We start from the raw sequence: 23,019 nt of genomic DNA, 5'->3' as shown, positions 1-23,019 counted from the left end.
TAGGTTTAATCATTATTTTTTAGACTCTCTAACTCTTCTAAAGCTTCAAACCACTCTAACTCAGTTTCTTCTATTTTTTCTTTTAATTGAGAATGCTCAACTAAAGTTTGTTGTAGTTTTGTTTTATCATCATATAAGCTTTGATCTTGAAGAGCTTCATGCATTTGTAAATCTTGTTGCTGTAATTTTTCTAATGACTTTTCAAGTTTTTTGATTTTATCTTGTAGTGGTTTTAACTGCTTGCGCTTATCTGCTGATAATTTTCTAGTCTGCTTTTTAGGATCATTACTAGTTTGAGATGATGAATTTGATGTATTATTTTCTGTTTTTTTGACCTCTAAAATATACTTATAATAATCTCTCATATCACCATCAAAAGGCCTAACCTGACCTTCGCCAACTATCATATATTCATCAACCGTTGACTCTAATAAGAATCTATCATGTGAAACTAAAATAATGGCTCCTTGAAAACTCTGTAATGCTACTGTCAAAGCCTCTCGCACACCAATATCTAAATGGTTAGTTGGTTCATCTAGTAAGAGAAAGTTTGGCTCTTGATAAACAATCATAGCTAAAGCTAAACGGGCTTTTTCACCGCCAGAGAAGGTTCCAGCTTTTGCTAAGGCTTTATCACCTACAAAATTAAAACTACCTAAAAAAGTTCTAAGTTTTTCTTGAGTTGCTTTAGAATCTAGTCGTTGCATATGTAGTAATGGTGAAGCTTGAGGATCAAGCATATCTAATGAATGCTGAGAGAAATACCCTACCCTAAGGTTTGGATGCTTTTCAATCTTACCTGATAATATATCAATTTCGCCAATTAGTGATTTAATCAAAGTTGATTTACCCGCACCATTTAAACCTAAGAGACCTATACGCATCTCATTATAGATATTTAATTTTACATTATCTAAGATCTTTTTATCACCATAACCAAGATTAGCACTTTGTAAACTGACTAAAGTCCCTCCTAAATGCTCTTTGACTTGCTTAAATTCAAAGCTAAAATCAGATTCTGTTTTAACTGCTTCAACTCGCTGTATTTTCTCAAGCATTTTAACGCGACTTTGAGCCTGTTTTGCTTTAGATGCTTTGGCTTTAAATCTATCTACAAAACTCTGTAGATGTGCTATATGTTTTTGTTGTTTTTCAAATTGCTTTTGTTGTAAAACTTGTTGCTCATAAGCTTGCTTTTCATACGATGAATAATTACCAGTATAAGTAGCTATAGTTTTATTCTCGATGTGAAATATTTGCTTAACAACATTATCTAGAAAAATCCTATCATGTGAAATAAGCAATAATGATCCTTTATATTCTTGTAAATATTCTTCAAGCCACAAAACTGCATCTAGATCTAAGTGGTTTGTAGGTTCATCAAGTAATAAGATATCTGACTCTTGTAATAAAGCTTGAGCTAAGTTTAGACGAATTTGCCAACCACCTGAGAGTTCTTTTACCTTTTGTTGTAACTGAATAATACTAAAACCTAAGCCTGAAAGTAATTTACCTGCCTGTGACTCTATAGCATAACCACCTAGAGATTCATATTCCTCATGATATTTTGAATAATCAACAAAATTCTCTGTTGCTAATGATTCTTGCATCTTTATCTTTAACTGCCTCAAAGACTCTATACCATTAACTACATAATCAATCACTTTAGCTTCAAAATCATCGACTTCTTGTTTAACTGTGACTATACGAGTATTTTTCGCAATCTCAATATCACCTTTATCAGGAGTTAAATTACCCTGTATTAGATTAAAGAGTGTAGTTTTACCTGTACCATTTTTACCCACTAAACCTATTTTTTGATTAGGGAAAATTGAAAAGTTAATATCATTAAATAATTCTTTTATCTCAACTTGATAAGATACATTTTTAAAGAAAATCATTAGTTTTAATATAAATATTTAATTACATAAATTATATACACTAAGTATATATATAAAAGGAGTTTATTAAAGATAAGTTAGCGATTTAGCTTATTTAGAAATAGTAAATAAATAAAACAAATAATATAAGCAACTATTGTACCTAAATTAATGCCTATTGCTGGGTATAGCCAGAAAATTAATAGATCATATACCACTAAAGTGGATACTCCATATGAGAAGTGTTTAAGTACATTTGGATAAATTTGATCACCATAGCTAAAGATTAATACCGTAATTACTGAAGCTAACATAACAGGGAAAGATGAAAATATTCCAGCCCACTGATGTCCCACATATCCAGATACACCAGTTATTAATAAAACTACAGCAGAGACAAAAATAATTCTAAATATAATTATAATGATTCCATTAATTGGTTTTGAAGTACTTTTTTTAGTTATGTTTACATTCTTTGGTATTTGAGAAAAGAAAATAATACTAACAATCATAGACAATATAAATATTACAAAACCTAATAATAAACTTAGATCTAGTAAAGTTACTAAATAACCGCTAATAAAATAAACAATCAACGCAATTATTAGCGCACTAGCAGTATTTAAGGAACGACTCTTTATAAAAAGTTTACCTCCAAGATAAAATGCTATTGTAAATAACATCATGTTAGCAAACCCAGCGATTGCATAAGGCATAGAACTAACTAAAAAGTCAACGCCATTTTGTTTAGCATTAAAATAAGTAAATATACCTACACTTAAAGGCAGCCCAGAAAATAAACCGCCTAATCGAGAATTTTTTTCTGAAATATAAATAAGCCCTAGTACCATAGCTACTGAGAGTATTAGTTTAATAATTATTAACATCATAAAAGATGTTCTCCTGTTGTATTTTTAAATCAATTTTTAAAATTATATTCTACGCTATATTTCGCTTAGCTATATATTTTTTGTGAGTTTACCCTACTTGTAGTTTATAAAAGTAACTTATTAGCACTCATGATATAATGATTAGCATGAAACTAGTATTAAATAGCTAAAAAATGACAGATTTAGTAATTGTATTATTTAATGATTTTGAGACTTTAGACGTATTTGGTCCAGTAGAAGTCTTAGGAAGTTTTAAAGAGCATTTTAAATTAGATTACTACTCTCTAGAAGGAGGAAATATAACTAGCAGTCAAAATGTCTCAATAATTACTAAAAAACTTAGTCAAATATCTGGAAAAGACTATATATTATTTGTCCCTGGAGGTATGGGCACTCGCCAGTTAATACATGATAAAGAACTAATAACTGAATTAGCTAGATTAGCAACTAAAGCTAAATATATACTTACAGTTTGTACAGGATCTTCTTTATTTTCACAAACAAATCTACTAGATAATAAACATGTCACTTCAAATAAAAAAGCTCTAAACTGGACAAAATCTATAGCTCCAAATGTACAATGGATTGATAAAGCTCGATGGGTAAAAGATGGAAATATTTACTCAAGCTCAGGAGTTAGTGCTGGTATAGATATGAGTTTAGGATTTATTGCAGATTTATTAGGTTATGATGTTGCTAAGCAAAAAAGTATCGAGATCGAATACTCATGGCAAGAAGATGCAACTATAGATGAGTTTGCAGATATTTATAAATAATAGTCATGGATAAAATCAGAAAAATCATACACTTTGATATGGACTACTTCTTTGCTCAAGTGGAAGAGAAAGCAAATCCAGGCTTAAAAGATAAGCCCTTTGCAGTTGGTGGAACAAATCCTAAACGAGGTGTAATCTCCACGTGTAACTATATTGCACGTGAATATGGTGTCCATTCTGCAATGCCTACATCTATTGCACTACAAAAATGTCCCAACTTGATACTTTTAAATACTGATTTTGCCAAATATAAAGCTGCTTCTGGTATTATTAGAGAGATATTTCATTCTTTTACAGATAAAGTCGAGCCTCTATCTCTTGATGAAGCATACCTTGATGTTACAGATGTACAAGAATATAAAAATAGTGCAACTCTAATTGCTCAAGCTATCAAACAGCAGATATTTAATAAGACTGGTCTAACTGGCTCAGCTGGTGTAGCTCCAAATAAGCTTTTAGCAAAGATAGCTAGTGATATAAATAAACCAAACGGACTATATGTCATAACTCCTGAGCAAGTTGATAACTTTATAAAAGATTTACCTGTTAAAAAGCTCTTTGGTGTTGGTAAAGTATCTCAAGAAAAGCTAAAAAGCATGGGGGTTGAGACATGCTCACAGCTGCAACAAATTAGTTTAAATACGCTTCTAGATAAGTTCGGTAAATTTGGTGCTAGTTTATACAACTATGCTCGAGGTATCGATAACCGAGAAGTTAACCCTATCCGTATTCGTAAATCTGTAAGTGTTGAAAATACATATCTAGATGATTTAAAGACTTTAGAAGCTTGTCTAAAAAAACTACCTAGCTTATATGAAAAGCTAACTAGTCGAATGTCAGATAGGCATTATAAAAGTATCGTAGGTATTTTTGTAAAATTTACTGATACAAGATTTAATAAAACAAGTCTAACTAGAGTGGCTAAAACTCTAGATAAAGAAGCCTATAAAAATCTAATAATTGACTTACATAAAAAACAAAAATATCCCATTCGTTTAATGGGTATTGGTATACGCCTTGGAGAAGTTGATGATAGGCAGATGGAATTATTTTAGTACTGCTTCAATCTCACCTATTAGTTTATCTATCTCAGCGGTATTTTGTTTGATTTCATTGACTAATTCTAACGGCGATTTATGCTCGATAGCTTCAATTTTGTTAGGATTTTTAGCTGATATATCATAATCTTTGATATCTTCTACTTTAACTATCCAACTATTTTCTGTAAGTTTACGTGACTGCCAAATTTCTAAAAACTCTGCAAAATGCTCAAATTGAATCGGCTTATTTTTGGTTAGTTTGTATGGTGGTGTAATTTCATAATAGAAAATATCTGTAGTGCTACCCTCTCTATCAAAGAAAATCACATTTGTCTTAACACCACTATACGGTAAAAATACCCCAGCAGGTAATGAAACTATAGTATGGACATTATAGTTTTCAAGTAATTCTTTTTTGACATTCTTAAAAGCGTTATTTGTCTGAAAAAGCACACCTTCTGGCACAACTACACCACATCTACCACCTAGCTTGAGACTTTTGTAAATATGTTGTAAAAATAGTAGCTCAGTAGCATTTGATTTGATTGGAAAGTTAGTTTGAATAGTTGCTTTTTCTTTACCGCCAAATGGTGGATTAGCAAGGATGATATCATAACGATCTTTCTCCTCAAGACTACGAATATCTTTGACAAGTGTATTAGCCTTGTTAATATTTGGTGATGTTATACCATGTAGGATCATATTCATCACACCCATTACATACGATAAAGGTGTTTTTTCTTTACCAAAGAAAGTCTCTTCATTAAGAAATTTCAACTGTGTAGTTGATAGCTCTTTGCTATACATATGCTCATAAGCATCTATCAAAAAGCCACAAGTTCCAGCTGCTGGATCATAAACAGTTTGCCCAGCTTGAGGATTAACAACATCTACGATAGCCTTGACTAATGGTCTTGGCGTATAGAACTCACCACTATTTCCACCATCAGAACCCATTTCTTTAAGTAGATTTTCATAAATTTGCGATAGTTGGTATAGATCTTCTTTTTTATTAAAATTTAGCTCATCAATCTCATTGATAACATCGCGTAGAGTATGACCACTAGCTACACGGTTATCTATATACTCAAATACTGCACCAATTTTATACTTTAGGCTTTTGACATCTTCATCTATTGATTTAAAAGATTTCAGATATGGAAAAAGCTCTTTATTAACAAACTTTAGTAAATCATCACCACTATCAGCATTGATAACATCAAGCTTGCCATCTGCACCTTTTGGAGCTGCCCAAGTATTCCAGCGATATTTTTCATCTAGGACAAATATATACTCTTCGCCTATTAGATCTGCCTCAAAGGCTTTTTCATTTTCATAGTCATTCAAAAATTTTAAAAAAAGAATCCAGCTGACTTGCTCAGTATAGTGCATCGCTCCGCTGATTCCGTCATCTCGTCTTAGTATGTCTGTTATTCTATTTATCTTTGATTGCATTTTTGTTCTCTCTTTTTTTTTAAGACTACCTACTACTTAAATAAAATATATACAAAACCGTCATCCTGAACTTGTTTCAGGATCTCACTATAGACTATCATATAGATCATCTAAATCAGGGTTACTCTGTTTAATCAAATTAATTTTCCAATCTTTATGCCATCGTTTGAGCTGTTTTTCTCTTAATATAGCAAACTCAATATTTTCTGCTATTTCATAATATACTAACTTATGAGTACGGTATTTCTTAGAAAAACCTTCTATTAGCATATTTTTATGCTGATAAATTCTTTGTTTGAGGTTTGATGTAACACCTATATACAAAACTGTTTGATTTTGATTTGTCAGTATATAAACAAAACCTCTTTTATTCATTAGTTCTTTACTTCCTAAATATTCATAGCTTACAATAAATTATTTCAATATATTACCATTTTCTCAATCCTAATGAGATCCTGAAACAAGTTCAGGATGACTATAAGGAATAAGTGCGTCATTCTATCGGCTTGTCCATGGAATCTCAGAAGTAACCTTTTAAGGTTATTTCTGCAAGCACTTATTTACTTATCATATATTTTTTATTGTCATGCTGAATTTAGTTCAGCATCTCACCATATTCTCAATCCCAATAAGATCCTGAAACAAGTTCAGGATGACTATGTTTTTTTATTTTACCCATAACATTTTTTATCGTCATGCTGAATTTAGTTCAGCATCTCACCATATTCTCAATCCCAATAAGATCCTGAAACGAGTTCAGGATGACTGTAATTTTTGTTCTTTCTATTATCTCGTCATTCTATGGCTTGACCATAGAATCCATTTTTTATACCTATATCATCATTTTGTCTATGGATACTACGGTCGGTGCCGTAGTATGACAAATGTTTGTTTTTTATAAATACCCCGACCTGCTTCGCAGCCCACCCCTTCGACACTCGAAGGGGAATAGTCCAAATTTTAGCTACTAGCCAATTCCCCTTCAAATATTGAAGGGGTGGCAGTCGCTAGACTGACGGGGTAGTATTTTTTGTAGGGGCAAATTCTATATCTGCCCTTGTATAATCATATTTCATATTTTTAAATTAGGGTCGAAATAGATTTACAAATTATATAGAATATAAGACTATCTATGTGTCTAAAATTTCTGTTATCAAACTACCAATATTTGAACCTAACTTATTAAAAATATTATCTAGATTATTTTCAAAAATCTTCTCTTGGCTTAATGCTAACTTTACAGATTCTTTTGAAACAAATTTTGAAGGTTCATATCCTTTATTTTTCTTATTATAACCTTCTAACTTTAAACTTAATTCATTATCTATATATCTTTTTGTATGGGGCTGTCCTAGATAAGTTTACTTTAAACTCTCTCTAACCCAGTGTTTAATTAGCTTTAGCTGTTCCTTAGAATCACTGTGATTAAATCTCCACTCACATTCCTTCAAAAACAAGTAAAAATGGTCTCTAGGAATACCATTAAATTTTCTCAAATGTCTCTTAGCTTGATTCCAGAAGTTTTCTATACCGTTTATATGATTATGCTTCTTTGCAAACAGCTTACTATGGTTAATTCTATAATGTTTAAACTCTGAAACATCTAAGGCATTATAACTCCTAAAAGTATCAGTGTAAACGATACAATCAGGTTTAACTTTTTCTCTAATTATTGGTAATAGAGTATCACTCTTAGCATTTGGAATGATTACTGTATATACCTTACCATTACGTTTAAGTAAGCCAAATACAGGAACTTTACCACCAGCTCCTCTACCTCGTTTCCCTTTACGAGTTCCTCCAAAATAGCTTTCATCTACTTCAATCTCTCCTGTAAACATTTCTAAATGCTCACTATTTTCATAAATTAATAATCTTAATCTATGAAAATAATAGCTGGCTGTGGTTTTATTTACTGATACTAATTCTGATGCAGTTCGTGCTGTACTTCCTGCTATAAATAACTCTATTAATTTGTCTTGCTTGTATGTACTTAATCTACTTTTCCTCATCAAAACCATCCTAACATAACTTAGTTATCTAGGACAGCCCCTTTTGTATTACTAACTTTTTTATTTTCAAATAAAACTTCATGGCAATATTCAGAAATATCAAAATGAAGTAAGAGCCAAAAATCAAAACATGGATTCGTAAGAAAGAACTTAATACTATTATCATTACACGCTTTAATAGCTTTATTTAGATTAACTTTTCTATCATTTGATTTTTCAATATCAGCGACTATTCCTAAAATATCGTACTCATTATCAAAAACATCACCTTTAATTTTCTGTATTTTCTTAGAGTCTCCTAAAAAAGTTTGAAGTTCGTTAACAAGGTGCGTTGGTGCACTTTTACCAACATCTTGAGGATCTCTTTTTAAGACCTCTAGCCGTACAATAGATTTAAAATCAAAATCTTGCTGATTCTTTTGTAGGTAATTAAAATATATATGCTCTGTAACAGCTCCCTCAACAGCTAAAACAATAAGCTTTTTTGGCTCTACAGATTTTTCTTCATAAGTAGTTTTTTCAAAAGGTCTATTTATAAACATAACATCCCTTATATATCATCATAAATGTTTATAATAGGTACAGCATCAAACCTTCCAACTAAATAGTCTTTCTCAATTTTCTTATCATTTCTTATATTAAATTTACTTAACGGATAGGTTTCTGATACACCTTGCTTGTTCTTTTTCACAAACCAAATTTCGTCTCTTCTTAACAAATCTAAACTCAATAGTTTTGATTCATGAGATGTCACAATTAATTGTGATTTATTATCCTCAGCTTTCTTATAAAAAATTTCTAAAAACTTTTCTGTAAGATTTGGATGTAAACTTCGTTCAAACTCATCTATAACTATTGTCATATCAGAAGAAAACATAGAAATTAAAGGTATCAAATCAAATAATCTCTGTGTACCATCAGATTCATCAGCAAGATCAAAGAAATCATCAATATTAGTATTATGCACTAAACCTAAACGCTTAACTTTTATGTGGCTATCATCATCTTTAACGAAGGTTAAAAGCTCTCCTTTATAAGGTATCGGGATACTTTTATTTTTATCTCTAAGATATTTTTCAATAAATTCTTTTAATGGTTTATCTATATTTATTTTATCAAAATCTTCATCTATTGACTTTATCTCTTCTATTCCTGTATCAAAAAGTTTCAAATACTCTAAAAAATGAGCTTGTTGCTCCTTATTATCGTGTAAAGAAGTAACACGAAATTTATTATCAGGATAAATTAATAACAATTTTTTCTCAAACCAACCAAAAATTTCACTAAAAATTTTTACCTCATCATCTTTAAGGTTTTTTCCAGCAATTTCTTTTAAAAAAAGAAATTCTTCTTTCATATCTTCTTTATATATTTCAAAACGAGGCTTTAATTTAGGTTCTTTTATATCTACATCTATATTACAACCATTTCTTTCAAAAATTTTCTTTGGCTTTGCTATACCTATTTGATACAACCATTCAGATTGAATAATTCCTTCATTCATACTGATACTAAACCCATAAGCATAGAACTTATTATCAAATTCTAATTCAAAATCAAATTTAGTATGATTATTCTTAGATTGTTCATCTAACCTAAAATACTTTTTGTATGTACTTACATCTTTAATACCATTTAAAATCAATTTTCTACTAAAGCTTAAAGCTTTTACTATATTTGATTTTCCTGAAGCATTAGCTCCATATATAACCACACCTTTTAAAATACCAACGTCTTTAAACTTATGTACGTGCTCAGAATGCTCTCTAATTCCTGTTGCAGTTAAATCTAAAGTAGACTCATCTTTAAATGACAAATAATTCTCAAAAGAAAACCTTTTTAACACAGAAATAGCCTTTTTTTATTAATTTAATGAGATTTTATCGTATTTTTGCTACTTTTCATAGCGATCATCTATAAATCTCCCTTTGCAACTGCAAATAGCTTTCTTTTAACTGTGCCATACCACCAAAATCATTAGAAAGCTCCGAAACTGTCCCAAGTCCACTTAACTCAACTAATGACGGTAGCCTTTTTTGCTCTAGCTCAACTACACCATCTTTTTTATACTTGTCTAAGACAAAAAGTAGAAACTCCCTCGCCTTAGCATTTTGTAACTGCTGTATAAACTCTGATGACTCTGCAGCAACTGCCCTTTGCTCACGAGTAATGATATCTTTACTAAATACCAGATGATTGAGTACATCATAGATATCACTATCTTTAGCTTTAAAGATCGCTTTGATATTATCAATATTTTGCCCAAAGCTTAGCATCTCCTCGAGGTTAGCTAATAGTGTTTGCCTATATTTAGGATTTGCCCAAGCATCTTTGAGAGCTTGTTCATCATTTTGGCAATATTTACCTAATACACCGATTAATTGCTCAAGATATTCTTGCGTTGCAATTGGTCGCCCATCGACACCAACATAACTAGTCTCTATATCTAGTACTTTAAGCTTACGCCCTTTTATGGTGATATTAATTGGCTCATACTTTTTAGGCTCATCATCCTTTTCTTTAAGATTCTCTATAGGATCTATTTCTTTAACTTCTTTTACATCATCTTTAGATTTGCCATCAGCTTTGACATCTGTAACTACATCAGCGACACCATCCCAATCTTTATCATAGAACTTATCACTAGCTTTGACAAAATCTAGGATTGTAAAGAAATCTTTACCCTCAAAAGTTCGAGTACCTCTACCGATTATCTGCTTAAACTCAATCATTGATTCTATCGGAGCTGTTAGCACGATATTGCGGACATTTTTAGCATCTACACCAGTAGTTAGCATTTTTGATGATGTTAAAATCACAGGTATATCTTTATCATTATCTTGAAACGGCTCGAGATAATCACGCCCAATTTGTCCTTCATCAGAAGTCACACGCACACAGTAGTCAGGATTTTTGACTTTTTTAAATCTATCTATAGCAAGCTTTAGCTCGAGAGCATGTGGCTGATTTTTACAAAAGACTATAGTCTTATCCATCTTATTGATATTATCAAGTACAGTCTTTGCAATTAGCTCATGGCGTTGTTGACTTGTGATAGTTTTCTCCCAATCGTTGATACCATAGACCTTATTTGGCAAATCTCCATCTACACTATCATGAGTATTTGGTCGATATTCATCAATATTTGTTGTAATGCGTTTAACCTTATATGGAGTCAAGAAACCATCATTAATACCATCTTTAAGCGAGTACTCATAAATAGGATCGCCAAAGTAGCTATAAGTGTCACCATTAACATCCCTTTTAGGTGTAGCTGTCAGCCCTAGATGTACTGCACTAGAGAAATACTCAATAATCTCACGCCATGAGCTATCATCATTGGCACTGCCGCGATGACACTCATCTATAATTATCAAATCAAAGAAATCTGCTGGATACTGCTTATAATAAGCTGTGAGGCTATCATCTTCACTATCTGTAGTTAAATACTGACGATTTTTATTCTCGGCTACTGCTTGATAAATCGCAAAGAAGATATTACCACTAAATGGCACTTTACCACCGTTTTTCTTAATAGATACACCTTGTAGCCTTTTACAATCATTCTCTAGCGGATTAAACTCATTCATAGCTTGCTCTATCAAGATATTTCTATCTGCCAAGTACAAGATTCGCGGCTTTTTATTACCTATATCATTCTTTCGCCATCTTGATTCAAGCACTCTATATGCTATCTGAAAAGCTATATATGTTTTACCAGTCCCTGTCGCTAATGTTAGTAAGATTCTATCTTTTCCACTACTAAGAGCATCTATAGTTTTTTGTACTGCTATCTTTTGATAATAGCGAGGTGTCTTTGTACCATCTGAGAAAAACTCTTGTGTAACTACATTTTGTCTGACTTTATTAATATTTGGATATTTACGCTCAAAGAGTTCTCTAGGAGTTGGAAACTCATCTATATCTTGGCTTTGACCTGTTGGGATATGGTACTCAAGGATATTATGTCCATTTGTAGAGTAGACATATTCAACATCTAGTGCTCTACCATAAGCTATAACTTGTTGTAGACCTTGCTTATAGTTTACATCTTCTTTTTTTGCCTCAACAATTGCTAAGTTTATATCTTGATAACGCAATAGATAATCTACAAACTTTTTCTCACCTCTAGCACCACCAGCTTGTTTACGCCCATCTGTAAAATAATACTCACGGGTAATACTGCGTTCATCCCAACCACTATCACGTAGTTTTGGTGTTATAAGCTTAGCTTTGGTATCTGCTTCTGAGTAAGGCATCTATGGTAAAATTAAGTATATATAGGTTATATGATATGATTATTGACTTATCATTTCTAGCAATTAGAAATTAAAAACAGATAAAATTCTATTTTGAGCTCACTAAAAAATTCTTATACTCTTCTAATAGGCTAAATATCTCCCCTTCATTATCTAACTGATTTAATTTCTGACGAAACTCTTTTGAACTAGGCAAATCTTGAAGGTAAAAGCTAGCGTGAGTGCGAATCTCTTTAACAGCTACTCTTGCAGTTTTTAGCTTAATTAAACGTCTTAAATGTTCACCTAATACATCAACTCTCTCAACTGGTGTAGGATCTGGCACTAACTCACCAGTATTTAGATATTCTGCAATCTGTCTAAAAATCCATGGATTACCACGTGATGCACGCCCTACCATCACAGCATCTACTCCTGTATGATCCATCATTGCTTTTGCGCTGTGAGGACAAAATACATCTCCATTACCAATCACTACAGTATCAACAGCTTTTTTAACATCTCGGATAATATCCCAATTGGCTTTACCGGTATACATCTGCTCTCTTGTGCGTCCATGTAATGCTATAGCACTTACGCCTGCATCTTCACAAGCTTTAGCTACCTCAATAGCATTGATATTTTGATCATCCCAGCCGATACGCATCTTTACTGTAACTGGTTTATGTACAGCTTTTACTACTGCTGTAAGAATTTCATGGATTCTATCAACATCTTTTAAAAGTGCCGCTCCTGCTTGGAGTTTCTTAGCAATCTTTGGCATTGGACAACCCATATTTATATCAAGAAAATCGCATTCCGTATTCTCAGCTATATATTTAGTTGCCCCTACAAAGCTCTCAAGATCTGTACCAAATATTTGTATCCCAAGTGGTTTTTCACTATTTTCCATATAGAGCATTTCCATTGTTTCCCAGTTACGCTCTACTACAGCTTTATTACTTACCATCTCAGTATATATTAGTCCTGCGCCATGCTCTTTGCATATAGTACGAAAAGCACTATCACAAAAGCCTGCCATCGGCGCAAGTACGACATTATTTTCTATTTCAATATCAGCTATTTTAAAGCCCATCTTTTATACCATCTAATAAAAACCATTGTCCCATCTGTTTTGGTTGGCTAAAGTTTATGCCATATTTTTCAAATTCTGCCTGAACTTCATCAACTTGGTTTTCTATTATCCCAGATAAGGCTAATCTACCACCTTGCTTTAAACTACCTGTAATACTTTTAACTAAGCTTATAAGTACATTAGAAAAAATATTTGCCACAACTAAATCAAACTGCTGTGTTGGAGGATTATCATCAAAACTCGTTTTTTCAGTTACATTATTTTCTGCAGCATTTTTGATAGATGACTCTATAGAATTTGGATCTATATCAATCCCTTGAGCAAAGCTAGCTCCTAACTTCACAGCTCCAATTGCTAGAACTCCGGTACCACAACCATAGTCTAAAACTTTAGAATTCTTGGTCACATGATCTTCTAACCACTCTAGACACATCTTGGTAGTCTCATGATTACCACAGCCAAAAGCTATACTAGGATCTACAATAATATATGTATGATCCTTATCATTTGGCAATTCACGCCAGTTTGGATAAACTATAATATTCTTTCCAATCTTAATTGGATCATAGTCATATAGCCATGCAGCTTCCCATTGTTGATCTTTTATAACTTCATAATCTATTTCACTCTCTAGGATATTTTCAAATTCTTTTCTAAGAGTATCAATTATAGAATTTATATTATGATGATTCTCATATAATACTACCACATTTATAATATCATCAGGCTTATCAACTCTTGTTATGGAGCCAGCATTATTGTTAAAAAGATAATCTTCAATAATATCAAAAAACTTAGATTTAACACTAAATTGTAATTGGTGCCACTGTTGCATTCTATAAAAATAACTCAAAAATTCATATATCGTAGAATGATACTAAATAAAGTAGTTAACAGCTAGATTAAATTAATTATTTAAAATATTGATAATGCTAATTTAGTTTAGTTAGTGACTCTTGTTCTTAATACGTTGATTTAATCTAATTTTTCTTAGCAAAGTATGATTTATGAATCCTAATATATATACTGCTAAAAATCCAGCAGTTGCTATAAGTAAACCAGCTACAAAACTACCTAAAAACAATGGTTTCCAAAACTCGTGTAAATGATTTAGCATGTAAGATCCAAATGTTTCCCAGTCTGAAATATTAACTTTTTCCCCAAGTAAAAAACAACCAAAAATATAATTTCCTAGATACATTGGAACCCAAGTTAAAGGATTACTAATCCATACAGTTGATATAGCTGTTGGAATATTTGCTCTCAAAATTATAGCTGAAAAAATTACAGGAGTCATTTGTAAAGGTAAAGGGATCATCATCCAAAAAAAACCTACAAAAACACCTCTTGCAACAGTATCATAACTAGCGACCCAAAGACTTTTATTTGTAAGCTTGTATGCTACAAAGCCTAAAAATCGCGAACTCTCTAACCTTTTTCTTTTTTTGATTAATCTTCGAGCTCTTTTTGTATTCATATTTTTAATTTTCTTAGGTAAAGGGTTTAATTATTGATACCTTTTATTTTAATCATTAGATTTAGGAAAAATCACCTTAGTTATTATGGCTGACTATAAGACCAGAAAAGCCTAGTAGCATCTTGACCAGGTCTAAACTCTGTCTCTCTATTGTCAATGTATTCACCATATTTTGAGTTAATAAATTCTCTATCTGGTGGAACATATGCTGAACCCTCTGCTTGTTCCTCTTGTACTTCTGGACCATCATACATATATGGGCTATATGGTCGCATATACCCATAACTGAGCATAACACCCAACATCCCTACACATATTAAAATAATTTTTTTCATACCTTCTATATCTCCTTATTAAGACTTTAGTAGTCTATCTTCCATTATAACTTTTTTGACTCTTTTATGAAGAAAAATTAACTTTTGAATAAATATTTTTTGTTACAATAACAACTAGATAAACACTATACTTAAAACAGCAAAATGCAAGAATATAGCAAAAAATATAATAAAAAAGCAATCTTACTGGTCAATCTCGGCACACCAGATAATTTTGATGCTAAATCTATAAAGAAATATTTAAAAGAATTCCTATCAGATAGACGAGTAATTGAAGCAAACCCTATTTTATGGAAATTGATATTAAACCTAATTATTTTACCAATACGTTCAAAAAAGAATATTCACTCTTATGAATCAGTTTGGAATAAGCAGCATAATAAATCTCCATTATTACTTTATACAGAAAATCTTGCTAAAGGATTAAATGAAAAGTTAGATAATTATATAGTTGATTGCGCTATGCGTTATGGTAATCCAAGTATAGAAAGTAAGATTAAGTGCCTACAAGAACAAGGTGCTACTGAAATAGTAATTTTACCGTTATACCCACAGTATTCAGCAACTACTACAGCTACAGTTTACGATGAGGTTTATAGAGTTTTATCAAAGTTAAGATGGCAGCCTACTATTAAAGGGATAAATCCTTATTATGATAATAAATATCATATTGAAACTATTAGCCAGCAACTAAAAGATCATTTACATAATTTAGATTATACTCCAGATACAATCTTATTCTCATTTCATGGTTTACCACAAGAATATTTTGAAAAAGGTGATCCCTACTATTGTCATTGTCATAAAACTTACCGTTTAGTAAAAGAATCTCTACAAGATAACTATCCAAACATAGATTTTGAATTATCATTCCAATCACGTTTTGGCCCTAAAAAATGGCTAGAGCCGTACACAACTGTCAAACTAGAGGAGTTTGCTAAACAAAATAAAAAAGTAGCTGTAATAGCTCCTGGATTTAGTGTTGACTGCTTAGAAACTTTAGAAGAGTTAGCTATTACTGAGAAGCAAGCATTCTTAGATAAAGGTGGTAAAGAATTTAGTTTAATACCTTGCCTAAATGATTCTCAAGAGCATGTAGAAATGTTATACAATATAATTATAAATGAGTAAGCTAATGTAAAGGATATGAAAATCTATATTAAAAGTTTGATTACAATTGTAGCAATAGTTCTCTCTAGTAGCTTATGCTTCTCTTATGGCAAATACGGTAATATAGAAAGAAACGATGCCATAATCAAAGAAATCCAAGATGGCGGTCAAGAATATATTTCAAAACAAACAACTCAAGCAAACTCTAGTAAACCACTATCAATAATATGGGTACAAAAAAACTACCTAACTAAACAACAAGCTTTGAAACTGCAACAAAAAATTGATAAAGCTATAGTAGAGATTCGCAATACTTTAGAAATTCCTGAGAATGAAAGAGATTTTACGATACATTACTATGTGTATGGAGCTCATGAAGCATCACATGCTATAACAGGATATCATATGCTTGATAAAGCTCATCCAACAACATTTATTACATGGTATGCTCAAGGAAGGTCTCCTTATGTACATGAAACGGTACATATTATTGCTTGGCACTGGCGTAGTGTTTGGATCAAAGAAGGACTTGCTGTGTATCTTAATCAAAAACTTGGCGGAGAACCAACATTCCCTAACTTTGGCAAAAATCTTAACTTTTTAGCAAAAAAACATATTGAAAATATAAGTTCAAATAATGACTTAAGTAATATATTAGCTAATAAGTTTGAAGTTGGAGAAGATGGCTTAGTTTTCTTTAAAGGTCCTAAAAAAGAACGCATTCATAAAAAAAGAATCTTTTATATATTATCTGGATCTTTCACAGAGTATTTATTTACACAACTTGGTGCTAGTAAATTTATGCAAATTTATAATGCTAATAATACAAAACAGGCTATAAATAAAGTTACAGGCAAAACTATTTCTCAATGGGAAAATGCTTGGGCAAATTATTTAAGAAACACAAATTTTACAGAGTATGAAAAAGAAAACTAATCCTAATAAAACAGTAGCGATACATTGGTTTAGACAAGACTTACGTCTAGCTGATAATCCTGCACTATATCAAGCTAGTCAAACAGATAAAACTATTGCGATTTTTATTCATGATGAAAAATATCCAATAGGTGTCGCAAGTAAATTATGGTTACATCACTCTCTAAGAAGCCTTAATAAATCACTTGATGATAAGTTAAATTTCTATATTGGAAATCCTCTAGAAATTATAAAAAAGCTTGTTAAAGAAAATAGTATTACAGATTTTTATTGGAATAGATGTTATGACAAATATAGCATAGATCGAGATACTCAAATCAAACAATTTCTTCAAGAGCAGAAGATAAATGTAAAAAGCTTTAATGGAAGTCTACTTATAGAGCCTTGGGAATGTAAAAAAGATGATGGCACACACTACAAGGTTTACACACCTTTCTACAAAGAACTTATTAAAATTAGGAAATATAGATCAAATATTGCTCAACCAAGTTTTAATAATCTAGAAAAACTTAATGGCTCTAGTGATCTAGACTCATTAAAGCTATTAGAACCACAACATTCTTGGCAAAATATAATTAAACAATGGCAAGTTAGTGAAGAATCAGCAAGTAAAATACTTGAAGACTTCTTGGCAGATAAGGTAAAAACTTATAAAACTGCCAGAGATTATATGAGCCTAAATGCTACATCAGCACTATCTCCATATTTACATTTTGGTGAGATTTCACCAAATCAAATCTTTAATGCTGTACAAAGCTTAGATACTATTGGTAATAATGAAGAGCACTTTATAAAAGAACTTGTCTGGCGTGATTTTTCATATTATCAAATATATTATTATCCAGAACTACATAATAAAAATATCAATCAAAAATTTGATAATTTTGAGTGGGATAATAACCCTACCATCCTAAAAAAATGGCAACAAGGACAAACAGGTATACCTATAGTAGATGCCGGCATGAGAGAACTTTGGCAAACTGGCTATATGCATAATCGTGTACGCATGATAGTTGCGAGCTTTCTTATAAAAAATTGTCTGATTCATTGGAAGTATGGTGAAAAATGGTTTTTTGATACTTTGTTTGATGCTGATTTTGCTAGTAATAATGCTAACTGGCAATGGGTTGCTGGATGTGGTTTAGATGCGGCACCCTACTTTAGAATATTTAATCCTGTATTACAATCTGAGAAATTTGAAGCTTATGATTATATTCGTAAATATGTGCCTGAAATAGCTAAATTACCTAACAAATTTTTAGTAAAACCATGGGAGGCTCCTGAGAACATTTTAAATGATGTAAATATCACTCTTAATAAAGATTATCCAAAACCTATCATTGACCTTAAGAGCTCTAGAGATAAGGCCTTAGAACTACACAAAAAAATCAAATAATTTGTTTTCAAGATCATCAATTGTTTATTCTCTCTAATTTATAGTCTATAGTAGAAAAATATATATCTTATTTTTCATAAGAATTCCCAACTATAGGAGATTAATATATGAGTGATAAAATAAAATCTATCCAAGCAATGGAAATTTTAGACTCTCGTGGTAACCCAACAGTTCGAGTATACATAGAACTTGAAGATGGTACCAAAGCCACAGCATCTGTACCATCTGGAGCTAGTACAGGTGAAAATGAAGCAGTTGAATTACGTGATGGTGATAAGTCTCGCTATGATGGCAAAGGTGTCTTAAAGGCTGTAGCAAATGTTAGTGAGGTCATAGCTCCTGCATTAATTGGCATAAATGCACATAAGCAATCATTAATCGATCGCATAATGATTGAACTTGATGGTACAAAAAATAAATCAAAACTTGGAGCTAATGCCATACTAGGAGTATCAATGGCTGTTGCAAGAGCCGCTGCACTATCTCATAAAATACCTCTATACCAATATCTTGGTGGTGCAGGAGCAAGAAGAATACCTGTACCATGCATGAACATCCTAAATGGTGGCGAGCATTCAGATAATAATGTTGATTTCCAAGAATTTATGGCTGTACCAATAGGCGCTAAATCATTTAGTGAAGGCTTACGCTATGTTGCAGAAACCTTCCATAAATTAAAGAGTATTCTTAAAGAACGTAATTTAGTTACTAGTGTTGGAGATGAAGGAGGATTTGCTCCTAATGTTGCAAATAATGAAGCCGCTATTGAGTTAATAATAGAAGCAATTGAAAAAGCTGGATACGTCCCTGGTAAAGATATTTCTATAGCTATTGATTCAGCAGCAAGCTCATTCTCGCCAAATATTGATGATAAATATGATTTAAAATGGTCAGGTAGTGGCAAAAAGACAAATACTGATCTAATAAATCTAGCAAAAGAATGGGTAGAAAAATATCCAATTATATTATGGGAAGATCCTTTATCTGAAGCTGACTGGGCAGGTTTTAGAGATTTTACAGCTGAACTTGGTAGTCATATTGAAGTTGTTGGTGATGATATCTTTGTTACAAATACTCAGTATATATCTCGAGGTATAAAAGAAAAAACTGCAAACTCAGCATTAATAAAATTAAATCAAATAGGTACCGTTTCTGAAACTATAGAAGCTGTTAGAATGTGTCGTGATAATGGTTGGAGATATTTTATATCACATCGTTCAGGTGAAACAGAAGATGATTTCTTAGCTGACTTTGCAGTAGCTATGGATGGTGGACACCTAAAAACTGGCTCAGCATGTCGCAGTGAACGTATCGCAAAATATAATCGCTTATTAGAAATAGAAAGAGAACTTGGAGACTGTGCTCTTTATTATTGGTAATCGACACTATTATTCTTTCTATATAGAAAATATATTATGCTCATACTTCAAATTTCATCAAATATCTCATGAACATTTTTTAATTAAAAAATAAAATGTATAATAACTATATAACGATTTAATCTTTGTTGTACATGACAAATAAATTAAAAAAAAGTTATCCTAACTTATCAACACTGGAAGTTAAAGAAAATAACTTTCAATGTGATTCGTCATGTAAAGGTAAAAACAAAGGTATTACTTTAGTTGAGCTGATAATAACAATTTCAATAATAGCCATATTAGCTTCGATATCTATTCCTATATATTCTGATTATAAAACCCGAGCAAAAATTGGGGGAGAAATTACTAAGATAGGCAATGTAAAAATGCAAATTAACGAAATAATTTCTCTAAGTGATTTAACGGAAGGAGATCAAATTAGAAATATATATATTACCAACATTCCTAAAAATATTGGTATCGCTACAAATGGCATTATTACTATTAATCTTGGTAACTCTGAATATTTGGGCATTCCAGCTTCAGATACACCGATTATTTCAAGTGCTATAGCTGCAATTCACTTAGTCCCATTCATTGTAAATACTACATTAATATGGAGTTGTGAAAATGCTGCTAACTCAACATTAACAGCTGACCTTCTGCCGAATAGTTGCTTAGAAGAAACATTGGTTGATCTTAGTAACACATGTGTATCTACCATAAATAGTACTTGTAGTCCAAGCAGCAATGGTAACGGTGGCGGAAATAGTAATGGCAATGGTAATGGTAATGGTAATGGTAACGGTAATGGCAATAACTAGACTTATTTTAAATAAATCTAAAAATCTAATCTTATAAAATGCTTATATTCTTGATCTTTGCTTAATTTAGCAGGATGGTCATCATAGTTACCATCAAAAGCACCTACATATTGTGGCTCAAAGCAAATAGCGTCATATTGTTTTAGTACATTACCATTTGAAAGTACATGTCCCCTACTAAAATTACACGTATAAATTTGCATAGCAGGATATGAACTTGAAATTTTTAATTTTCTACCACTATTATAATCTTCAAGAAGAATACTACCATCAACAAGATAGCAATGATCAATACCACCTTTGCGGAAATATTTAGATTCTTGTTTATCTAATTTATCACCAATTTTAGATTTTTTATTAAAATTCATTTCTTCGGGTAAAGATATAATCTCCGTTGGAATTAAATCATCATCAACATTTACAAATCTATTAGAAGGTACCTCAAGATGATGATCAATTATATTTGTTTTACAATCACCTGATAAATTATAATAGCAATGATTTGTCATATTTAAAACAGTATCTAAATCTGATACAGCGTCAAAACTTATAACTAGCGAGTTCTCTAAAAGCTCATATGTCACATTGATTGTTACATTTCCTGGGAAGTTATCAGTTGATGATTTTTGAATATGTGTAAATTTAATTTTAGTATTACTTATAATTTCAAAATCAAATTTTTGATATGATACACAATTAAAACCACCATGAAGAGTATGTCTATCTTGATAGTTTTTTTCTAAGTCATAAGTTTTATCATTTAATCTAATTTTGCCATCTTTAATTCTACCAGCGACTCTTCCAACAGTTGCTCCAAAATATGATGGGCTCTTAGCATATTCTTGAATATCTTGATACTGTAATACTATATTTTCTAGTTTTCCATTCTTATCTTTAGTTTTAAGCGAGTAGATAACAGCACCTAAGTCTAAAAAAGTTACTTCTACATTATCATTTTTTAATGTTATTAAATTACTTGGCTTATCTGCTATGCAGACTTCTTTAATGCTCATATTATCTCCTTAGCAAAATCTAGTATTAACTTAGCTATTTCTGATTTAGTTTTATTGGAATATTCTTTATTATTACTTTCTGATAAAATCGTTACAGAAGAGTCATCCTTACCAAAAACACTTGTCGAATTCGCAACAATCATGTTTAAATTCTTCTTTACTAGCTTTGCTTTTGCATACTCAATTATATTTTGCGACTCAGCTGCAAAACCTATAGCAAAGATATTAGGATAATTTTTCTTACAATTTGCTAAAACGTCAGGATTTTTAATGAACTCTAAAGTCAATCCCTCATCAGTTTTTTTGATTTTATTATCAAATTTATTTTTTATTTTATAGTCAGCAACTGCGGCACAACCAATAAAAATATCATGATTTTTTGCTTGTTGTAGCATAGCTTGATTCATATCATCAGCACTTCTAGTACTGATAATATCTAAATTACTATGAACGATATCAAACGATATTGAAGTTTTAGCTTTCAATACTGTAACCTTTGCCCCTCTATTTAATAATTCTTCTATTAATGCAAAGCCCATTTTTCCAGAACTATAATTAGATAGATATCTAACTCCATCAATATCTTCTACTGTTGCTCCAACTGTTATTAAAACTTTTTTATCTTTAAAATCTTGATCTACTGATAATAGCTTAAATAACTGCTCAGGCTCATGTAGTCTACCTCCCCCAATATCACCACATGCTTGTAAACCGCTATCAGGAGATATTAAATTAAAACCTATTTTTTTTAGCTTCTTAACATTATCTTGAGTTAGAGGATTCTGCCACATATTTACATTCATAGCTGGGGCAATATAGACTTTTCGAGTTTGTTTATTAGCTAGTATACATTGACAAAGCAAATCATCTGCAAGACCATTAGCTAATTTAGCGATAATATTGGCAGAGGCTGGTATTATAAATATTTTATCTGCCCAGCGTGAGAGATTAATATGCGCCATACTCTGCTCATAATCATGCATATCAAGTGAATCATCAGTATAAACATTACATCCAAGAGCTACTAATAATTCTGGTTTTATAAACTGTTGTGCTCCCTTTGTTATGATAGCTCTACATTCAACTCCACTTTTAATATAAAGACGTATTAAATTTATAGTTTTAAAAGCTGATATGCTTCCTGTAATTCCAAATAGGATTTTATGTGCCATAAATTACT

22 protein-coding genes are annotated in these 23,019 nt (G+C 31.4%); 8 read left to right on the top strand and 14 right to left on the bottom strand.

Annotation, left to right across the window (positions count from 1 at the left end):
• Positions 1-5: 5 nt before the first annotated feature.
• Both FIP56_RS05085 and FIP56_RS05080 read right to left on the bottom strand, forming a co-directional pair.
• Entirely contained in the window at positions 6-1,901 is a 1,896-nt protein-coding gene (locus FIP56_RS05085) for an ATP-binding cassette domain-containing protein (RefSeq protein WP_192577864.1), read from the bottom strand.
• Between the two features lie 77 nt (positions 1,902-1,978).
• Positions 1,979-2,770, bottom strand: a complete 792-nt coding sequence (locus FIP56_RS05080; protein WP_192577863.1) for an MFS transporter — start codon at positions 2,768-2,770, stop codon at positions 1,979-1,981.
• A 173-nt stretch (positions 2,771-2,943) separates the two neighbouring features.
• Between FIP56_RS05080 and FIP56_RS05075 the strand changes: the two genes are divergently transcribed.
• Both FIP56_RS05075 and dinB read left to right on the top strand, forming a co-directional pair.
• Positions 2,944-3,546, top strand: coding sequence for a DJ-1/PfpI family protein (locus FIP56_RS05075; protein WP_192577862.1), 603 nt, complete (start codon positions 2,944-2,946; stop codon positions 3,544-3,546).
• Positions 3,547-3,551: 5 nt separating this feature from the next.
• The gene (gene dinB, locus FIP56_RS05070; protein ID WP_192577861.1) at positions 3,552-4,601 is read left to right on the top strand and encodes a DNA polymerase IV; all 1,050 of its coding nucleotides are present in this window, start codon (positions 3,552-3,554) and stop codon (positions 4,599-4,601) included.
• On the opposite strand, the gene FIP56_RS05065 is transcribed toward dinB, so the two are convergent.
• Positions 4,593-6,041, bottom strand: coding sequence for a class I SAM-dependent DNA methyltransferase (locus FIP56_RS05065; RefSeq protein ID WP_192577860.1), 1,449 nt, complete (start codon positions 6,039-6,041; stop codon positions 4,593-4,595). The two genes, dinB and FIP56_RS05065, sit on opposite strands and share 9 nt — an antisense overlap.
• 87 nt (positions 6,042-6,128) lie before the next feature.
• On the bottom strand, positions 6,129-6,416 hold the full coding sequence (locus tag FIP56_RS05060) for a GIY-YIG nuclease family protein (protein WP_192577859.1): 288 nt from the start codon (positions 6,414-6,416) through the stop codon (positions 6,129-6,131).
• A 759-nt stretch (positions 6,417-7,175) separates the two neighbouring features.
• Between FIP56_RS05060 and FIP56_RS05055 the strand changes: the two genes are divergently transcribed.
• Positions 7,176-7,337, top strand: a complete 162-nt coding sequence (locus FIP56_RS05055; protein WP_192577858.1) for a hypothetical protein — start codon at positions 7,176-7,178, stop codon at positions 7,335-7,337.
• Between the two features lie 65 nt (positions 7,338-7,402).
• Here FIP56_RS05055 and FIP56_RS05050 read toward each other — a convergent pair whose 3' ends face one another.
• The 8 genes from FIP56_RS05050 to FIP56_RS05015 form a co-directional block, all read right to left on the bottom strand.
• A complete protein-coding gene (locus tag FIP56_RS05050) occupies positions 7,403-8,053 on the bottom strand; it encodes an IS1595 family transposase (RefSeq protein ID WP_192576968.1) in 651 nt (216 codons plus the stop codon).
• A 20-nt stretch (positions 8,054-8,073) separates the two neighbouring features.
• Positions 8,074-8,595 (bottom strand): RloB family protein, encoded by a 522-nt coding sequence (locus FIP56_RS05045; RefSeq protein WP_192577857.1) that lies wholly within the window; start codon positions 8,593-8,595, stop codon positions 8,074-8,076.
• 8 nt (positions 8,596-8,603) lie between these two features.
• Positions 8,604-9,899, bottom strand: a complete 1,296-nt coding sequence (locus tag FIP56_RS05040; RefSeq protein WP_192577856.1) for an ATP-binding protein — start codon at positions 9,897-9,899, stop codon at positions 8,604-8,606.
• A 64-nt stretch (positions 9,900-9,963) separates the two neighbouring features.
• The gene (locus FIP56_RS05035) at positions 9,964-12,312 is read right to left on the bottom strand and encodes a DEAD/DEAH box helicase family protein (RefSeq protein WP_192577855.1); all 2,349 of its coding nucleotides are present in this window, start codon (positions 12,310-12,312) and stop codon (positions 9,964-9,966) included.
• A gap of 88 nt (positions 12,313-12,400) precedes the next feature.
• On the bottom strand, positions 12,401-13,387 hold the full coding sequence (gene dusB, locus FIP56_RS05030; protein WP_192577854.1) for a tRNA dihydrouridine synthase DusB: 987 nt from the start codon (positions 13,385-13,387) through the stop codon (positions 12,401-12,403).
• Complete coding sequence (prmA, locus tag FIP56_RS05025) at positions 13,377-14,222, bottom strand: 50S ribosomal protein L11 methyltransferase (protein WP_192577853.1); 846 nt, start codon at positions 14,220-14,222, stop codon at positions 13,377-13,379. The genes dusB and prmA overlap by 11 nt, the downstream gene beginning before the upstream one ends.
• Positions 14,223-14,333: 111 nt before the next feature.
• Complete coding sequence (locus FIP56_RS05020; RefSeq protein ID WP_192577852.1) at positions 14,334-14,864, bottom strand: DUF2062 domain-containing protein; 531 nt, start codon at positions 14,862-14,864, stop codon at positions 14,334-14,336.
• 83 nt (positions 14,865-14,947) lie between these two features.
• Positions 14,948-15,199: a hypothetical protein gene (locus FIP56_RS05015; RefSeq protein ID WP_192577851.1), complete on the bottom strand. Its 252-nt coding sequence runs from the start codon at positions 15,197-15,199 to the stop codon at positions 14,948-14,950.
• A 144-nt stretch (positions 15,200-15,343) separates the two neighbouring features.
• Here FIP56_RS05015 and hemH point away from each other — a divergent pair, with 144 nt between their 5' ends.
• The 5 genes from hemH to FIP56_RS04990 all read left to right on the top strand — a co-directional run bounded on the left by hemH (position 15,344) and on the right by FIP56_RS04990 (position 20,826).
• Positions 15,344-16,330: a ferrochelatase gene (gene hemH, locus FIP56_RS05010; RefSeq protein ID WP_192577850.1), complete on the top strand. Its 987-nt coding sequence runs from the start codon at positions 15,344-15,346 to the stop codon at positions 16,328-16,330.
• 15 nt (positions 16,331-16,345) lie between these two features.
• Complete coding sequence (locus FIP56_RS05005; protein WP_192577849.1) at positions 16,346-17,245, top strand: hypothetical protein; 900 nt, start codon at positions 16,346-16,348, stop codon at positions 17,243-17,245.
• The gene (locus FIP56_RS05000; RefSeq protein ID WP_192577848.1) at positions 17,229-18,641 is read left to right on the top strand and encodes a deoxyribodipyrimidine photo-lyase; all 1,413 of its coding nucleotides are present in this window, start codon (positions 17,229-17,231) and stop codon (positions 18,639-18,641) included. Before FIP56_RS05005 ends, FIP56_RS05000 begins: the two co-directional genes overlap by 17 nt.
• Positions 18,642-18,748: 107 nt before the next feature.
• The gene (gene eno / locus FIP56_RS04995; RefSeq protein ID WP_192577847.1) at positions 18,749-20,020 is read left to right on the top strand and encodes a phosphopyruvate hydratase; all 1,272 of its coding nucleotides are present in this window, start codon (positions 18,749-18,751) and stop codon (positions 20,018-20,020) included.
• Positions 20,021-20,154: 134 nt separating this feature from the next.
• Entirely contained in the window at positions 20,155-20,826 is a 672-nt protein-coding gene (locus FIP56_RS04990; RefSeq protein ID WP_192578855.1) for a prepilin-type N-terminal cleavage/methylation domain-containing protein, read from the top strand.
• A 17-nt stretch (positions 20,827-20,843) separates the two neighbouring features.
• On the opposite strand, the gene FIP56_RS04985 is transcribed toward FIP56_RS04990, so the two are convergent.
• Positions 20,844-21,839 (bottom strand): aldose epimerase family protein, encoded by a 996-nt coding sequence (locus tag FIP56_RS04985; protein WP_192577846.1) that lies wholly within the window; start codon positions 21,837-21,839, stop codon positions 20,844-20,846.
• Positions 21,836-23,011 (bottom strand): bifunctional phosphopantothenoylcysteine decarboxylase/phosphopantothenate--cysteine ligase CoaBC, encoded by a 1,176-nt coding sequence (coaBC, locus tag FIP56_RS04980; protein ID WP_192577845.1) that lies wholly within the window; start codon positions 23,009-23,011, stop codon positions 21,836-21,838. Before coaBC ends, FIP56_RS04985 begins: the two co-directional genes overlap by 4 nt.
• Between the last annotated feature and the right edge of the window lie 8 nt (positions 23,012-23,019).

The organism is Francisella sp. LA112445 (genome assembly GCF_012224145.1).
In the GTDB taxonomy this organism is placed as follows: Bacteria; Pseudomonadota; Gammaproteobacteria; order Francisellales; family Francisellaceae; genus Francisella.
This window is presented reverse-complemented; position numbering and strand designations above follow the sequence as displayed.

Excerpts from the sequence above, each read along its gene's own strand:
- FIP56_RS05085 (WP_192577864.1), bottom strand. The coding sequence starts at position 1,901 with ATGATTTTCTTTAAAAATGTATCTTATCAAGTTGAGATAAAAGAATTA.
- FIP56_RS05080 (WP_192577863.1), bottom strand. The coding sequence starts at position 2,770 with ATGATGTTAATAATTATTAAACTAATACTCTCAGTAGCTATGGTACTA.
- FIP56_RS05075 (WP_192577862.1), top strand. The coding sequence starts at position 2,944 with ATGACAGATTTAGTAATTGTATTATTTAATGATTTTGAGACTTTAGAC.
- dinB (WP_192577861.1), top strand. The coding sequence starts at position 3,552 with ATGGATAAAATCAGAAAAATCATACACTTTGATATGGACTACTTCTTT.
- FIP56_RS05065 (WP_192577860.1), bottom strand. The coding sequence starts at position 6,041 with ATGCAATCAAAGATAAATAGAATAACAGACATACTAAGACGAGATGAC.
- FIP56_RS05060 (WP_192577859.1), bottom strand. The coding sequence starts at position 6,416 with ATGAATAAAAGAGGTTTTGTTTATATACTGACAAATCAAAATCAAACA.
- FIP56_RS05050 (WP_192576968.1), bottom strand. The coding sequence starts at position 8,053 with ATGAGGAAAAGTAGATTAAGTACATACAAGCAAGACAAATTAATAGAG.
- FIP56_RS05045 (WP_192577857.1), bottom strand. The coding sequence starts at position 8,595 with ATGTTTATAAATAGACCTTTTGAAAAAACTACTTATGAAGAAAAATCT.
- FIP56_RS05035 (WP_192577855.1), bottom strand. The coding sequence starts at position 12,312 with ATGCCTTACTCAGAAGCAGATACCAAAGCTAAGCTTATAACACCAAAA.
- dusB (WP_192577854.1), bottom strand. The coding sequence starts at position 13,387 with ATGGGCTTTAAAATAGCTGATATTGAAATAGAAAATAATGTCGTACTT.
- prmA (WP_192577853.1), bottom strand. The coding sequence starts at position 14,222 with ATGCAACAGTGGCACCAATTACAATTTAGTGTTAAATCTAAGTTTTTT.
- FIP56_RS05020 (WP_192577852.1), bottom strand. The coding sequence starts at position 14,864 with ATGAATACAAAAAGAGCTCGAAGATTAATCAAAAAAAGAAAAAGGTTA.
- FIP56_RS05015 (WP_192577851.1), bottom strand. The coding sequence starts at position 15,199 with ATGAAAAAAATTATTTTAATATGTGTAGGGATGTTGGGTGTTATGCTC.
- hemH (WP_192577850.1), top strand. The coding sequence starts at position 15,344 with ATGCAAGAATATAGCAAAAAATATAATAAAAAAGCAATCTTACTGGTC.
- FIP56_RS05005 (WP_192577849.1), top strand. The coding sequence starts at position 16,346 with ATGAAAATCTATATTAAAAGTTTGATTACAATTGTAGCAATAGTTCTC.
- FIP56_RS05000 (WP_192577848.1), top strand. The coding sequence starts at position 17,229 with ATGAAAAAGAAAACTAATCCTAATAAAACAGTAGCGATACATTGGTTT.
- eno (WP_192577847.1), top strand. The coding sequence starts at position 18,749 with ATGAGTGATAAAATAAAATCTATCCAAGCAATGGAAATTTTAGACTCT.
- FIP56_RS04990 (WP_192578855.1), top strand. The coding sequence starts at position 20,155 with ATGACAAATAAATTAAAAAAAAGTTATCCTAACTTATCAACACTGGAA.
- FIP56_RS04985 (WP_192577846.1), bottom strand. The coding sequence starts at position 21,839 with ATGAGCATTAAAGAAGTCTGCATAGCAGATAAGCCAAGTAATTTAATA.
- coaBC (WP_192577845.1), bottom strand. The coding sequence starts at position 23,011 with ATGGCACATAAAATCCTATTTGGAATTACAGGAAGCATATCAGCTTTT.